We start from the raw sequence: 15,170 nt of genomic DNA, 5'->3' as shown, positions 1-15,170 counted from the left end.
TTGTCGAAGACAACTGCAGTATACCATGATAAGTTGTCTTAACAAATGGTACATTTTAGCAGGCTTCAAAATAAGTATTTCATCATTTTTGAGAGAGAGAATTTCCTTCAATGAATAAAAAGAGGTATAATACTTGTTAGCATGTCATTAGGTAGGTTAAATCAATAAAATTTTTAAAATTTACTTGGAAAATTTGACGTAAGTCAATCTGAAATATATACCGCAAAGAGAATATGGAGCCAATACAAGATTATAGAACCGTAAGTATTTCTAATGTGATCAGGGTTAAGTGCTATTCTGGGGCAGGGTAAGGATATTTTAGGGGACTTGTAGGGGGTGGAAGCTCAGAGTGCAGGCGAAAGTGGTACTGAAATATTGCCCAGACTACACTGCAGATGTAAAACTGCGTTTGAGAGAAGGACTTGCTGAATGGGGTGACATGTCTTCGTTTGTGAAGCCTGGCCAAAAGGTTTTATTAAAAGTAAACCTGCTGATGAAAAAACGGCCAGAAGAAGCGGTAACGACTCATCCAAGTGTCGTAGAAGCAGTGGTCCGCCTTGTTCAGGAGGCCGGTGGGATTCCCATCATTGGGGACAGTCCAGGTGGACCTTACACAGTGAACGCACTTCAGTCAATTTATACTCGTTCAGGTCTGCGTGAGGTTGCAGAGAGGACTAGGGCAATTCTTAACGAAGATGTGGGGCAAACGACCATCCAGTGCCCGGAAGGGAAACTTGCTAAAAGTTTAACGGTTACTAACAGTGTTCTGGATGCTGATGTTATCATTCCTCTTTCCAAGTTGAAAACCCACGGAATGATGACTTTCACTGGTGCTGTTAAGATTCTTTTTGGAGTCATTCCGGGGCTATTAAAGGCGGAATATCACCTGAAAATGTTCAAGATTCCAGATTTCGCTGACCTCTTGGTTGACATTGCTACATGGGTAAGACCCACCTTAAATATCATGGATGGTATCGTGGGGATGGAAGGGGATGGGCCTTCGGCTGGTAAACCCCGAGACATCGGTGCACTTATTTTGAGTACGGATCCCTTCGCCCTGGATGTTGTAGCCGCGGATCTTATTGGCTTAAAACCCGAAAGGGTTCCAACTCTGATGGCAGCACGTGCGAGAGGTCTGACAAGCCGTCTTAGTGAGATTTATTTAAAAGGGGATGCTCGTTCCCTTTGGCGAATACAAGACTTCGTCATACCTAAAGTTGTATCCGCAAATTTTTTAGATATGGTTCCGCTTCCCCGTAACGTCAAGACATTTGTGCTCAACCGTGTACGGCCTCGTCCGATTTTTGAACATGGAACTTGTGTGAGCTGCGGTGATTGTGTCAATAATTGTCCTCCAAAAGCTCTGAATATGCTCGCAGGTCAGGGTCCAATCGTTGATTTGGAAGCTTGTATTCGCTGCTTTTGCTGTCAGGAGCTTTGTCCACATCAGGCGGTGAAGCTCTTTAAGCCTTGGCTCGGGAGAAAATTACTAAAGTAGTGGTTTTTGGGAAATAAGATCAAAGCTCATGTCTTTTGGGTGGAGGTTGTTATGTAAATGACAGAAAGTGTGTTAGTAATTGATGTGGGATCCGGCACTCAGGATATACTTCTCTATCAGCCGGGAAAAACTATAGAAAACTGTCCGAAGTTTATTGTTCCTAGTAGAACACAGATTGTTGCGGCCCAGATTCGGCAAGCTACTGCTCAGGGTCAGGGAATCTTTCTGTATGGTCATTTGATGGGCGGGGGAGCGTGTGCTGTAGCTCTGAAGAAACATTTGAAAGAGGGCCTCAACGCCTACGCAACTGCTCAGGTAGCCTTAACGTTTAACGATAACTTGGCCTACGTAGAGGAAATGGGAATCGTGCTTTGTGAAGAGGCCCCAGAATCGGTGACTTCTATTTGGATGGGGGATATTGATACATTTGCATTGAGACAGGCCATTGAAGCTTTTGGGTTGGAGTATCCTCAGAAGTTGGCGGTTGCTGTACAGGATCACGGTTTTAGTGTCTCCGAAAGTAACCGGACCCTACGCTTTCGGCTCTGGGAGGATTTCGTGATGCAGGGGGGAGACTTACACAAACTAGTATTCGCCCAAGATATTCCAAGGGTATACACTCGAATGCAGGCAACTCGAGAGAATGTGTCCGAGGCAATTCTGGCAGACACAGGGACAGCTGCACTCTTGGGAATAATGGTTGATCCCGTGGTAATACCTCACCTGAATAAAGGAATTTTGGCAGTCAATATTGGAAATTCTCACACCCTTGCCGCCGCCATTTGTGGTGAGCGGGTCTATGGAATCTTTGCGCAACATACTAGTATGATGGAGATAGAGGCTCTTGCTAAATTTATTCAACGATTGCAGTCCACCGAATTAACCAACGCTGAAGTTTTTGAACAAGGAGGGCATGGCGCAACTCTTCATCCTGAAATGCAACCAGGCTGGGATTTCATCGCCGTAACTGGTCCTCGAAGAAATATGGCAAAATCGCTAGGGTGGTATGAAGCAGCCCCCTATGGGGATATGATGTTAACAGGGTGTTTTGGACTTCTTTCCGGTATGGGGATAATTTAGGTTAACAAGTAAACGTTAAAAAATATTTGAAGTTGTCTCAAGGGATTTCTAGGTAAACGGAGAACTAACATGATTAGAAAGAGTTTTTGTTAAATTTATGTGCACGAGAAAGGGGGGAAGACCTTGGCAGAATTTTTATCTCAATTTCGTAATTTTGGCGTATTGAGCGCTATTGATATCCTCGTAGTGACTGTGGTCTTCTACCAATTCTACATGCTCATAAAACGTACCCGTGCTGTTCAGCTGGTCAAAGGAGTTGTGGTCCTTTTAGTTGTCTCTCTGGTTGCTAATTCTTTGCATCTCGAAACTCTTAGCTGGTTATTAAGTCAACTATTAAAGATTTTTGTCTTTGCCATACCAGTCGTTTTCCAGCCCGAGCTTAGAAAGGCCTTGGAGCAACTGGGGCGAGGGAGTTTTTTTGCCCGTCATCCCTTAGCCCCTGGCATGGATAATCTGGAACAAGTTGTGGAAGAATTAGTGCGGTGCACACAGGTTCTTTCCAAGAATCGCATCGGAGCTTTGATTGTGATCGAACGAAAAACAGGAGTTCAAGATTTTGTAGAAACCGGAATTAAGATCGATGGGATGGTTTCTTCTGAATTTCTGGTCAACATATTTATTCCAAATACGCCGCTGCATGATGGAGCTGTGATTGTTCGACAGGATCGTGTAGCAGCAGCTGGTTGCTTTCTTCCGTTATCCGTAAATCCTAATATCCAAAAGGATTTGGGGACACGCCATCGGGCGGCTTTAGGGTTAACGGAAATCACCGATGCTTTGGCTATTGTTGTTTCAGAAGAAACAGGGGCAATATCTGTTGGAATTGACGGAGGACTCACGCGCTTTATGGATGATAAAATGTTGCGAGAATTGTTGCTGAGGGAGCTTGAAATTAAGAGCACTTCTTTATCAGCTATTCCATTTTGGAGGTGGTAACCCGTGCTTGAGATGTTTCGGCGAAACCTCGGACTCAAGGGGATTTCGTTCCTGTTTGCAATCTTATTTTGGCTTTTTGTGATGAATCAAGCGTCACCTGATACACTAACTGGGGAGCAGACCTATACGATTCCACTTGTGGCCCGCGGATTGCCTCAAACCATGGTCGTGATGACTCGACTGCCTTCAATTCGTGTTCGTTTGCAAGGGATCAACCCCAGTGCTAATGTAAAAGATTTATACGCGGAAATTGATCTTTCTGGCGGAGTACCCGGGGAAAACAGCTATGACGTAAAAGTAAATCCCCCTCCGGGCACAAAAGCAATTGATCTTCAGCCAAGCAAAGTTACTTTGAAACTAGATAGTGTTCAGGAGAAGACGGTCCCGGTAGAGCCTGTCATTACAGGTAACCCAGCAGAAGGGTATGAGCTGGGTATCCCACTAGTTAGACCTTCGGCTGTCAATGTACGTGGACCCAGTGCTATCCTTGCTACACTGGACAAAGTGATCGTGGAAGTCAGCGTAACGGGTGCTAATGATACGATCCAAGTCTCTCGACCAGTAAGTTTTCGAGATAACCAGGGCAAACCTATTTTTGGACCGGACCCGACCGTAGATATTTTGAGTGCTTATCCAGGCAGTGTGGATGTAATTAATCCTGTGATGCTGAAGGGGCTTTCTTCGAAAATGGTTCCTTTAAAAGTAACGAGTAGTGGGACACCTGCCCAGGGTAAAGTTTTAAGCTCATTAATTGCTTCTCCAGCCAGTGTACAGGTTTTAGGTACTGCTCAAGCTTTGAAAGGCTTTGATTCCTTGAATATTGGCCCGGTAGATATCAGTAACCTTACTGAAAATAAAACGTTTCAGATCCAGAACGAAAAGGTGTCGTTACCGCCAGGGATAACGTTTACTAAAGGGACCGTCTTAAGCGTTATTGCTCAAATTGGTCCAGGAGTAATCCAAAAAGAGATTCCCCGCGTAGCGGTTCAAATTCGCAATATCGGGACAGGCTTAGATATTGATCAACCTGCTTCACCTGTGAACATTGTTGTTGAGGGTCTTCCTGATACCTTAAAAAATTTAACCTCAGACCAAATTCAACTCTGGGTTGACGCCTCCGGCCAGGGGGCAGGCAGTTATACTGACGTCAAATTGTACTGGCAACTCCCTCCGGGTGTAACGATGCCGACAACTCCACAAGTGGGGTATAGTCTCAAAGCTCACGAAGTAAAAGGAGAATAGTTGCGTGGATTTATTGTGGACAAATTTAAGAATTCCAGTCGAAGAAGATGCATTATTAATCGCTACGATGGCACGCAAGTTAAAAGTACCAGAGCAAAACATTAGTGCTCTACGTTTCCTACGACGTTCCTTAGATGCTCGTAAAAAACCTTATCTCGTTTTCGTCTATACGATTCAATTTTCTCTTGACGCCCCCAGTCCGGAGGTGAACCGTATTTTAGCTCGGGTTCCTGGATTGAAGGAAGCTCCGGTTGAAGTTCCTGTGGTTTGGCCTAGGCCCAGTAAGAAGCTTAAATCTCGCCCAGTAGTGATCGGATCCGGACCAGCAGGATATTTTGCTGCCTTAGCCTTAGCTAGAAGCGGATATGCTCCGTTGGTCCTTGAACGTGGAGACTCGGTTGAGGAACGCTCTCGTAAAGTTCAGAAATTTTGGGACACAGGGGAATTAGATACGGAGAGTAATGTGCAGTTTGGTGAAGGTGGTGCAGGGACTTTCTCGGATGGTAAGCTCACAACCCGGATTCAAGATCGACGGATTTCTGAAGTTTTAGAGACCTTCGTCAAGCACGGGGCCCCCGCAGAGATCCTTTATCTCGCGAAGCCCCATATCGGGACCGATATTCTCAAAAGTGTGGTCAAAGGGATCCGAGCGGAAATCGAATCTTTGGGTGGAGAGATCCGTTTTCGGGCTAAAGTAACCGGATTGATATCGTCCTCAGGTCGTTTGCAAAAGGTTATCGTGAACGGTGAAGAAGAAATCCCTGCAGAAGTTGCTATTTTGGCCATTGGGCATAGCGCCCGAGAGGTTTATGCCTTCTTATATGATTCCAATGTTACGATTGAAAAAAAGGCTTTTGCTATTGGACTGCGAGTGGAACATCCGCAGTCACTGATCAATTTGTCTCAGTATGGAGTTGAGGAACACCCCTATATTGGTCCCGCGGACTATCAGCTGACTTATCAGGATGTGAAGACGGGTCGAGGGGCTTACGCTTTTTGTATGTGTCCAGGAGGGCGGGTTGTGGCAGCAGCTTCGGAAGAGGGAGGGGTTGTCACGAACGGGATGAGCGAATATGAACGGGATACGAATGTTGCCAATAGTGCCATTGTAGTGACTGTTGGCGCAGACGACTTTTCTTCAGCCCATCCTTTGGCGGGTCTCGAATTTCAAAGAGAATGGGAGCATAAAGCGTTTTTAGCGGGAGGGAAAGATTATCGGGCTCCGGCTCAACGAGTCACAGACTTCTTGGAAGGGCGCGTTTCGGACAACTTTGACTTATCACCCACTTATAAACCTGGGATTGCGCCTTGTGAGTTACATGCTGTGCTCCCTACTCCGGTAGGAGATGTGTTGGGTCGAGCACTTCGGGTTTTCAATGGTAAAATTAAAGGGTTTGCTGGAGAAAAGGCTACTTTGACCGGAATAGAGTCAAGGACCAGTTCCCCCATTCGTATTGTCCGAAATTTTCAAGGGGAATCTTTGAGTTTAGCAGGACTTTATCCAGCAGGAGAAGGGGCCGGATATGCTGGGGGAATTACGAGTGCTGCGGTAGATGGGTTGAGACTAGCAGAGTATCTTATGGCGCAATATGTCAAGATAGAGTAGAATATAAAATGTTGTTTTGGGTTTAAGTTAGTGAACATTTTAGCTAAGGATAAATACACTAGAGATAAAAGGAGGGCAAAAGATTTGGGTCGACTCTTTGGAACCGATGGGGTACGTGGCGTGGCTAACAGTCAGTTGACTTCGGATCTCGCTTTTCGTCTTGGGCAAGCTGGCGCTTATGTACTTAGCAAGGAGCATCCACATCCCCGAATTGTGATTGGCAAAGATACCCGGATTTCAGGGGATATGCTTGAGGCAGCACTCATCGCTGGAATTTGCTCTGTTGGAGCAGATGTCTTGCGGGTTGGTGTCCTACCGACGCCAGGGATTGCCCTTTTAACACGAACTCTTGAGGTAAGTGCTGGCGTTGTAATTTCGGCGTCTCATAACCCTGTTCAAGATAACGGAATTAAGTTTTTTGATTCAACAGGGTACAAATTACCAGATGCCATAGAAGATGAAATCGAAAGTATTGTTTTAAGTGAAGAAAAACCCTGGGAAGTTCCAATTGGCGGTGAGGTTGGTCGCGTGATTGAAATCAATGATGCGGCACGTCGTTATATGGACTTCCTAAAAAGTACAGTCGGGAGTCTGGATGGACTTAAGGTCGTTTTGGATTGTGCAAATGGAGCAGCATCGTATGTTGGGCCTGTGGTATTGCGAGAAATTGGTGTAGAGGTCATTCCTATTTGTAACACACCAGACGGCGTGAATATTAATGCTAGTTGTGGTTCGACGCATCCTGAACAGTTACAACGGGCAGTCGTGGAACATGGGGCTGATCTGGGATTGGCAATGGACGGAGATGCTGACCGTCTCATCGTGGTAGATGAACACGGAAACATCTTAGACGGCGACTTTATCATGGTTATCTGTGCCTTAGCCCAAAAGGAGAAAGGGACATTGGCCCAAAATGCTGTCGTCGTAACCGTCATGAGTAACTTAGGTTTACATCTCGCGCTCAAAGAGGCAGGAATGACAATCCATGAGACGCAGGTTGGGGACCGATACGTTATGGAAGAATTACTTAGGACCGGAGCGATGCTTGGCGGGGAACAGTCCGGTCATATTATTTTCCTGGATCACAACACAACTGGCGATGGCTTACTGACGGCTTTACATTTGCTGTCGGTTGTTAAAGAAAGAGAAGTTAAAATTTCTCAGCTTGCTGCTCAAATGCGACGCTTACCTCAAGTGCTCCTTAATGCCAAAGTACAACATAAGGAACGCTTAATGGAGGATGAGAGGGTGCTGGCGAAAGTTAAAGAAGCTGAGGAAGCTCTCGGTGGCCAGGGCAGAGTGTTGGTACGCCCTTCTGGGACAGAACCGTTGATTCGGGTAATGGTCGAAGGCCCTTGCCAAGAAAAATTAAAGGAATTGGCCCAAGGGGTCATTGACATTATTGGGAAGTGTGACGAATAAATAATACCATTGTAACTCTTAATAATTCGCGTATAATGGTTCATGTGCATAAGTGTTTAAAATTAATTTTGGCTGAGTGGGCGTGCACATGGACCGTTCGGCGGCTGATCCGCCAGTACTGTTTATAATTAGGTCTTCTGTTTCCCAGCATGAAAGAAGGTGAGAATGACAACGATGAGCAATCATGATACATTACTTTACTAGTGGACGGTTGTTTCAGAAAGGCAATAAAGTATAAGCGCCAGGGCCTTAAAGATTTTGCCTAATTAAGGTCGACGAGGAAGAGGGTTATCGAAAGTTTCGGCGGATCCCTCTCGGTGGCTTGTCACCGTAAAGCTTGCTTAAAACCGAAGAGTAATTTTCGAGACAAAGAGTAAGCTGACAAGACAAGGGGATTGTATTGCAATTTGACCCCCTTGCTTATGTTGCCTAGAATCTGAATCAATGAAGTCGTCCATATATGGGTGGCTTTTTATTTTGTTTTTTGTTTTTAATTGTATAATTTAGGTTTTCGAGTCGGGCTTAACTCTTAAAGGCGATCGTAAATTGAGAAAGAAAATATTGAGGGGGAAAACATATATGTGCGGTATCGTAGGATATATAGGGAAACAGGTAGCTATTCCAATCTTAGTAAATGGTTTAAAGAAACTAGAGTATCGAGGGTATGACTCTGCGGGCGTTGCCGTGTTGGATCCTGAAAAAATCGTAGTTTCCAAAAGTGTCGGTAAGCTAGTCGCCTTGGAAGAAGAACTTGGTGATAATCATTCCTTGTCGGCCATCGGGATCGGACATACTCGGTGGGCGACACATGGCCGTCCTTCTTATGTTAATGCACATCCGCATGGCGATTGCAATCAAGATTTTGCTGTGGTACATAACGGTATCATTGAGAATTATCTAGAACTAAAAGATGAACTGATCGAAAAGGGACATAATTTTGTCTCTGAAACAGATACTGAAGTTTTGGCCCACTTACTTGAGGACTATTATGAAGGAGATCTGGAGACGGCGGTTCGTAAAGTCCTGGCAACAATTCGCGGCTCTTATGCGATGGTTGTCCTAAGTCGCAAGGACCCGAACAAATTGGTTGCCGCCCGTAAGGACAGCCCAATGGTGGTGGGTCTCGGAGACGGGGAGTTCTTTGTGGCCAGTGACATCACGGCGATCTTAAGCTATACGCGAAAAGTCTATATCTTAGATGATGGTGAAATGGTGGTTATTACTGAAGATGAGGTTAAGGTCTCGGATTTCCAAGGAAACCCTTGTATGAAAGAAGTCTATGACGTGAAGTGGGATGCGGTGGCTGCTGAAAAAGGTGGATATGAGCATTTCATGCTCAAGGAGATTAATGAACAGCCTCGTGCTTTAAAAGATACAATGTTAGGCCGTTTGGAAGAGGAGAGGGTCGTTCTTCAAGAAGTGGGCTTGACTCTTGAAGAACTTGCCCAGATTAATAAAGTTTACATTGTCGCTTGCGGTACGGCATGGCATGCAGGGTTAGTTGGCAAGACATTAATTGAGCGTTGGGCACGTCTACCAGTTGAAGTAGACATTGCCTCTGAATTTCGCTATCGTTCCCCACTGGTGGATAAGCATACCCTAGTTGTAGTAGTTAGCCAGTCTGGAGAAACAGCCGATACTCTGGCTGCACTGCGCGAGGCTAAAAGTCGTGGAGCTCGCGTAGTTGCCGTAACCAATGTAGTGGGGAGCACGGTATCCAGAGAAGCTCATGATGTGATCTTTACCTGGGCAGGCCCGGAGATTGCGGTTGCCTCAACGAAAGCCTACACAACTCAGCTGGAAGGAATGGTTTTACTCGGACTCTATCTCGCTCAGGTCAAAGGAACTTTGTCTTCAGAAAAGATTGGGAAGATTATTACCGCTCTGAAGAAAATTCCTGCGCAGGCTCAGGAGATTCTGGATCAAGAGGGTCTTATCAAAGAGTTAGCGAAGTCGTTTGTCCAGGTAGAAGATGCCTTTTTTATCGGCCGCTCTTTAGACTGGGCAGTAGCTATGGAAGGTTCCCTGAAGCTTAAAGAAATCTCCTATATCCACGCCGAGGCCTATGCTGCCGGGGAGTTAAAACACGGCACATTAGCTCTTATCACAGAAAATACACCCGTCATTGCTCTGGCAACTCAACGGGATGTCTATGATAAAACTATTTCCAACGTCAAAGAGGTAAAGGCTCGAGATGCACGCGTGATCGGGCTTACCTACAAGGGCAACACCAGCCTAGCAAAATCCGTAGATCATGTGATCTACATCCCTGAGACCATGGATGAGCTTGCTCCAATTCTCACGGTCATTCCCCTCCAATTGCTGTCTTACTATGTGTCCGTTGCCAGAGGGTGTGACGTCGATAAACCAAGGAATTTGGCAAAGAGTGTGACAGTGGAATAGAGAGTGTTGTGGTTTTGGATGATACTTGCCATTAGTGCCATACCTGCAAAAATTCCTAGCATTACTTCCCCTTGAATCTGCTTGGAGAAGTAAGAACCCAGCAGTGAACCAAGGACAACACCACTACAATATATGTTATAAGTTTAGAGTGAACAAAATTATTTTTTTTGTGGACGACTAACCCTGAAAAAGACCCGGCCATACTCTGAACTATTGTAATAGCGGCAGCCGTTTTCATGGAAATGGTTTCAAGCCCGATTAAAGAAGGGACGTATAACAACAGGGGGACCATGATGACTCCCCCACCATAAGGAACTTTCAATATATAACATACCCGTTCATGATTCGAACGGGCCTTTTTTTATGTCCATCATAGGCCGAGGTTCATGAAACTAATTTTAGAAATATTTTTCTAGTTAAAGAGGGAAATAATTAAAATCTGTAGAATATATATGTATTGAAACTACATGCATGATGATAGTAGTTGAGGCGAGCACATATGAATAAAGAGAAGGTAAGTGAATCTGAATTAAATATTCCCATTGAGCGTTCTATTCAAGCAGAATTACTTCTCTTGTTAGGACAAAGACCTACTCACGGATATGAATTAATCCAACGCCTAAGTGAAGATTACCTTTCTAACTCTGCTTATGCCAATTTTTACGACCAGGCATCTGTAATAGTTGAAAGTAAGGTTCCAGGGAAAAACGTAAATCATTCATGCTAAGCCAATAGAATTTGCTAGGATAGTCAACAACCAGAATTAGCTCAATCGTTTGTTGATCTTCTTACTGGATCGGAGGGCTGTTCAATTCTGGAGGAATGTGGTCTGATCCCCTGCTAATTATTGATTAAACAGTTAGTTTAAGTGATTAGGAGGTTAAAGTCATTTAATCATTGATTTCAAACGAAAAAGGTGGTTAACCAGCCGTTGAAACAACCCCGGTTTGTGGAATTAAAAACAGCAGGGGATAAATATATTTTGTAGGAGGTAGTGTATGATGACGGTAACACCTTCGGCGGAAACAAAACAATCAGCTAAGAAACCATTAGGTAACCGTTATAATCGCTCGGAGTGGGCAGGTGCTTTTGGTGACCTTGGGACACTTATCCCATTTATCATTGGTTATATTTCGATCATGAAGTTAGATCCATTAGGTGTTCTATTTATGTTTGGGATTCTCTTAATAGGCTCAGGGTTATATTATAAAACACCGGTTCCAATCCAACCTATGAAAGCTATAGGTGGAGCTGCTATTACTCAAGCAACAGCCATTACTCCAGGCATGGTATGGGGATCAGGTATATTTACGGGCCTTTTTTGGTTGATTTTAGGACTAACAGGTACCCTCAACTATGTATCCAAAATAGCTACGAAACCCGTTATTCGTGGGATAGTATTAGGACTTGGCCTTCTTTTTATTATGGAAGGAACCAAAATGATGAGAACCGATTTCATCGTAGCTATAATCGCGCTAATAATCACATTTTTGCTATTGACAAATAAACGTATTCCCGCCATGTTTGCCTTAATCGTCTTCGGTATTATCGCTGCCCTAGTCAAAAATCCTGCTTTATTTAAAGAATTAGCTACGATTCATCCCACTTTCCGACTCCCACTATTTTCTTTAGGTCGTCTGACGTGGTCAGACTTTATACAGGGTTCACTCGTTTTAGCTATTCCTCAAATTCCGCTTACTCTTGGTAATGCAGTTATTGCTGTCACGGCCGAAAATAACAGATTATTTCCCGATCATCCAGTGACCGAAAAGAAAATTGCGATATCTCAAGGACTTCTAAACTTAGTTTCCCCTTTATTTGGCGGAATTCCCATGTGTCATGGTGCCGGAGGTATGGCTGGACATGTTCGCTTTGGTGCTCGGACGGGTGGATCGTTAGTTATTTTGGGTGTTATCCTTGTAACGGTTGGCTTATGTTTTAGCAATTCAGTTTTACTTCTGTTTAATATTTTCCCAGCAAGTGTACTCGGCGTGATTTTATTCTTTGCTGGGTTAGAACTAGCTGTTTCTGCTCGTGATGTAGGGTCAGAGAAAAGTGACTTCTATACCTTATTAGTTACTGCTGGTTTTTCTATCTGGAACATGGGTATAGGCTTTATCGCAGGATTAGTTATGCAAGAAATGTTAAAGAGAAAAATCTTTAAAATATAAATGCAAAAATTTTAATAGTCTGGCACGGACCTACCAGATTTTCTCAGTACAGAAGACAACAGCCATCGGTCGCTAACGAATATGAGACCGATGCTGTTGTCTTCTGCAATTTTAACGAACTTTTCAATTTCAAAGGTTTAGGATTTCACGGTGTCTTTGGTTTTTTGGATTGTGCCCATTGAAATGGAACAACTTAGCAATTTACTGAATGTTCGTCTTTATCAGGTAAAACTCTTCTGAAGAAATTTCACCTTTGGCATACCGCTCTTTAAGAATATCCAAAGGAGATTTGTTTCTTGTTCCTTTCAGTTCATCTCTTCTTTCAATATATTCACGAGAATCAATTTCACACTTTGCATAACGTTCTTTAAGTAGCATCATTGTCGGATTATCTGAATCCAACCAGTATGCATCATCAATAAGCATGCTTCTTTCATGATACTCATCAGAACTGATTTCGTTTGTTACATACTTCTCCTGCAGTATTTTCAAAAGCTTATTGTGTTCAGGATGATTCTTTTTCCTGAAATGTTCGTATAAATAAGCAATTAGTGTAATTAAGGCAATTGCCATTAAAATTGAAAGAATTATTGTGCCACCTCTGTTTGCCCAACCTGAGTAGTAACCATACCCAGTACCAAAACCATGTCTCATATAAACACCTCTGTTTCTTTCTAGGGCTATATCTATAGATGTAATTTACAGCCTGGAATCGCAGCTTATTTCCCGGTTGTAAATTATTTTATGGATGCTGTTACCTGTTCATTCTTGCACCAAATCCTCCACCATTATGTTGGCCAGCACCTTTACCCATACCCATTCCTTGCCCAAACCCTACCCCATTCCTTTTACCTATTTCTGCATTAGCAGTAGCGTCACAGTTTACTTGATTAGTCTTTATGGAAGCATAAATCTGATCCGCCTGGGCTTGAGTTAAATTACCATCCTTGACTCTTTGGTCAAGGATTATTTTCTTCTGTTCGAGAGTCTGAGCTTTAAACTCATCTAACTTCCCAGCTTCGTTGGCAATTGCTCCATAGGTTGTTCCCGCAGCTCTTAGTGCCGTAATTTCTTCTACTGACTTGCCAGTCAAACCTGCTGCAATTCCCGCCGGTGTAGTTGCGCCTACAGCATAGGCAGCTCCTGTTACCCCTAAAACTCCGACGATTGTGGCAACTGCAATGATTTTCTTGAAGTTTTTCATAAAATCACGCTCCTTTGAATTAGGTATTTAACCCTTACGACTTTATAATAACTAGAGACTGTGGCAAAAGTATGACAAAATTTTAAATTACTTCCTAAAAAAGTCCATAATTATGTCACAAACATTATTTTCACGAATGATAAAACGCAAGTGGTATGTGTGTGAGGTAATTCTAAAGACGCTAACTATGCTAGACCAAACTATTACCGTGTGGGGAAACATTGATCAGCTCAAACAGGTTCTTACAAATTTATTGGACAATGCCATTAAACATTCGGAAGCAGGCGGTGCAGTGCGTGTCGTGTTGGGTACGAATAATAATGATGCCTTTATATCAGTGGAAGATTCCGGTCCAGGCATTCCTAAGGAAGCACTCGAAAATATTTGGGAAAGGTTTTATAAGGTCGATAAATCCAGATCGAGGCGTGGAACCGGAACAGGCTTAGGTCTTTCTATTGTTAACAAAATCGTTGAAATGCACGGCGGCAAAGTATCAGCGGAAAGTGAACCCGGCCATGGAGCCGTTTTTACAGTGTACCTGCCATCAGCTGAACAAGCTTAGTTTAAAACTTAACTAAACATTGTTTAAAAAAAGAGAAGGTGGGCGAATATGCCTAGCCTTCTCTTTTAGGTTTATTGCCACGCACTATGCCTCAATTCTGCCGCCAAGTGGACTGGGTTTGAGAATTAAATTAATCTTTTTATCATATTCGTAGTCAATTTCACAGTTAAATGGAGGGTTAGTAGGTGTTACTGTGAGGAACTTTCTGGGGTGACTTGGACAGCGGAGACTTGACCGGAACTCAGCTCGCTCATATCATGAAATTTTTCTGGAGAAGGTTGAATTACAGGAGAATGGTCGGAATCGCTAGGTTCGCTCATATCATGGGATGTTTCAAGCGAAGGTTGAATTACAGGAGAATGGTCGGAATCACTAGGCTCGTTCATATCATGGGATGTTTCTAGCGAAGGCTGAATTACAGGAGAATGACTCTGGTTCTCGGAATCGTCCGTATCGCTATGGTTCTCTTTAGGCTTCGATTCCTTAACTGAAGGTTGGTTGTGTTCTGGAGCCTTTTGAACATTGGGCTCTTGCAGGGTATCTGTGGAGTTACCCTTCCCGATTTGTGCTCTTACCTCAAAACATTCTTCGGGGAAAAGGCTGGAGATACTAACATTCGCATCCAACAGAGCCTCTTGTACATCATCGCGGAGGGTATCAGATTGGACAGATATGCCTTTCTCTTTACATCGATCATAAATTTGATAACTGTTAACCGTCATTCCCTGATGTTTGGCTTCCTGTTGAATTTTCTGGTTCGTTTGACCGACAAATACACTTCCAGACTGGTTCCTACGAATCATTTCATCACGGATTTCATTTCGAAGTTTTCCAGTATCAATCAATTGGTTTCCCCACTTATTCATCGGTACCACGCTGGCTAAGACCAAGTTTTGTGTTTCGTTTAGCATTCCTTGGTTATTGGCTTTTTCCACGATTAAATTAACAGCTTGATATACATCCAACCCTTTGATCGACAATCCTTCCACTATACTTGATCCGCCATTTACATCGTGCACATTAATAACCTTACCATCTTTGTTTAT

At 43.6% G+C, this 15,170-nt stretch carries 14 protein-coding genes; 10 read left to right on the top strand and 4 right to left on the bottom strand.

The window, feature by feature from the left end; genetic code table 11:
* Window positions 1-349: 349 nt before the first annotated feature.
* The 7 genes from DSBG_RS17490 (at window position 350) to glmS (ending at window position 10,187) form a co-directional block, all read left to right on the top strand.
* Window positions 350-1,498, top strand: a complete 1,149-nt coding sequence (locus tag DSBG_RS17490) for a DUF362 domain-containing protein (RefSeq protein ID WP_068965650.1) — start codon at window positions 350-352, stop codon at window positions 1,496-1,498.
* A gap of 57 nt (window positions 1,499-1,555) precedes the next feature.
* Window positions 1,556-2,578 (top strand): DUF1786 domain-containing protein, encoded by a 1,023-nt coding sequence (locus DSBG_RS17485; RefSeq protein ID WP_068965648.1) that lies wholly within the window; start codon window positions 1,556-1,558, stop codon window positions 2,576-2,578.
* Window positions 2,579-2,701: 123 nt separating this feature from the next.
* Window positions 2,702-3,514, top strand: a complete 813-nt coding sequence (cdaA, locus tag DSBG_RS17480; protein ID WP_068965646.1) for a diadenylate cyclase CdaA — start codon at window positions 2,702-2,704, stop codon at window positions 3,512-3,514.
* 12 nt (window positions 3,515-3,526) lie between these two features.
* Complete coding sequence (locus DSBG_RS17475) at window positions 3,527-4,756, top strand: CdaR family protein (protein ID WP_348980984.1); 1,230 nt, start codon at window positions 3,527-3,529, stop codon at window positions 4,754-4,756.
* A 4-nt stretch (window positions 4,757-4,760) separates the two neighbouring features.
* Window positions 4,761-6,362 (top strand): NAD(P)/FAD-dependent oxidoreductase, encoded by a 1,602-nt coding sequence (locus tag DSBG_RS17470; RefSeq protein ID WP_068965643.1) that lies wholly within the window; start codon window positions 4,761-4,763, stop codon window positions 6,360-6,362.
* A gap of 84 nt (window positions 6,363-6,446) precedes the next feature.
* Entirely contained in the window at window positions 6,447-7,784 is a 1,338-nt protein-coding gene (gene glmM, locus DSBG_RS17465) for a phosphoglucosamine mutase (RefSeq protein ID WP_068965641.1), read from the top strand.
* Between the two features lie 579 nt (window positions 7,785-8,363).
* On the top strand, window positions 8,364-10,187 hold the full coding sequence (gene glmS, locus DSBG_RS17460) for a glutamine--fructose-6-phosphate transaminase (isomerizing) (RefSeq protein ID WP_068965639.1): 1,824 nt from the start codon (window positions 8,364-8,366) through the stop codon (window positions 10,185-10,187).
* A 61-nt stretch (window positions 10,188-10,248) separates the two neighbouring features.
* On the opposite strand, the gene DSBG_RS23425 is transcribed toward glmS, so the two are convergent.
* Window positions 10,249-10,509 carry a TSUP family transporter gene (locus DSBG_RS23425; protein ID WP_141694357.1) on the bottom strand — a complete coding sequence of 87 codons (261 nt, stop codon included), beginning with the start codon at window positions 10,507-10,509 and terminating at the stop codon, window positions 10,249-10,251.
* A gap of 177 nt (window positions 10,510-10,686) precedes the next feature.
* Here DSBG_RS23425 and DSBG_RS23805 point away from each other — a divergent pair, with 177 nt between their 5' ends.
* Window positions 10,687-10,914 carry a PadR family transcriptional regulator gene (locus DSBG_RS23805; protein WP_242877715.1) on the top strand — a complete coding sequence of 76 codons (228 nt, stop codon included), beginning with the start codon at window positions 10,687-10,689 and terminating at the stop codon, window positions 10,912-10,914.
* Window positions 10,915-11,185: 271 nt separating this feature from the next.
* Complete coding sequence (locus DSBG_RS17445; RefSeq protein WP_083236945.1) at window positions 11,186-12,358, top strand: putative sulfate/molybdate transporter; 1,173 nt, start codon at window positions 11,186-11,188, stop codon at window positions 12,356-12,358.
* A gap of 201 nt (window positions 12,359-12,559) precedes the next feature.
* Here the strand turns inward: DSBG_RS17445 and DSBG_RS17440 are convergent, their stop codons facing one another.
* Together DSBG_RS17440 and DSBG_RS17435 are read right to left on the bottom strand one after the other, a co-directional pair.
* A complete protein-coding gene (locus DSBG_RS17440; RefSeq protein WP_068965635.1) occupies window positions 12,560-13,012 on the bottom strand; it encodes an SHOCT domain-containing protein in 453 nt (150 codons plus the stop codon).
* 100 nt (window positions 13,013-13,112) lie between these two features.
* Window positions 13,113-13,562 carry a DUF2680 domain-containing protein gene (locus DSBG_RS17435; RefSeq protein WP_068965633.1) on the bottom strand — a complete coding sequence of 150 codons (450 nt, stop codon included), beginning with the start codon at window positions 13,560-13,562 and terminating at the stop codon, window positions 13,113-13,115.
* A 136-nt stretch (window positions 13,563-13,698) separates the two neighbouring features.
* Between DSBG_RS17435 and DSBG_RS17430 the strand changes: the two genes are divergently transcribed.
* Entirely contained in the window at window positions 13,699-14,124 is a 426-nt protein-coding gene (locus DSBG_RS17430) for a sensor histidine kinase (protein ID WP_491005789.1), read from the top strand.
* Between the two features lie 188 nt (window positions 14,125-14,312).
* Here DSBG_RS17430 and DSBG_RS23245 read toward each other — a convergent pair.
* The coding region (locus DSBG_RS23245) for an anti-sigma-I factor RsgI family protein (protein WP_491005788.1) at window positions 14,313-15,170 on the bottom strand (858 nt) is incomplete at its 5' end.

The organism is Desulfosporosinus cupriresistens (assembly GCF_001707885.1).
Lineage (GTDB): Bacteria > Bacillota > Desulfitobacteriia > Desulfitobacteriales > Desulfitobacteriaceae > Desulfosporosinus.
The sequence above is the reverse complement of the archived record's forward strand: the minus strand, read 5'-3'. Positions and strand labels throughout refer to the sequence as shown.

Coding starts and splice junctions, on each gene's coding strand:
- DSBG_RS17485 (WP_068965648.1), top strand. CDS start 1,556: ATGACAGAAAGTGTGTTAGTAATTGATGTGGGATCCGGCACTCAGGAT.
- DSBG_RS17435 (WP_068965633.1), bottom strand. CDS start 13,562: ATGAAAAACTTCAAGAAAATCATTGCAGTTGCCACAATCGTCGGAGTT.
- DSBG_RS17445 (WP_083236945.1), top strand. CDS start 11,186: ATGATGACGGTAACACCTTCGGCGGAAACAAAACAATCAGCTAAGAAA.
- DSBG_RS17440 (WP_068965635.1), bottom strand. CDS start 13,012: ATGAGACATGGTTTTGGTACTGGGTATGGTTACTACTCAGGTTGGGCA.
- glmS (WP_068965639.1), top strand. CDS start 8,364: ATGTGCGGTATCGTAGGATATATAGGGAAACAGGTAGCTATTCCAATC.
- DSBG_RS17475 (WP_348980984.1), top strand. CDS start 3,527: ATGTTTCGGCGAAACCTCGGACTCAAGGGGATTTCGTTCCTGTTTGCA.
- DSBG_RS17430 (WP_491005789.1), top strand. CDS start 13,699: ATGATAAAACGCAAGTGGTATGTGTGTGAGGTAATTCTAAAGACGCTA.
- DSBG_RS23805 (WP_242877715.1), top strand. CDS start 10,687: ATGAATAAAGAGAAGGTAAGTGAATCTGAATTAAATATTCCCATTGAG.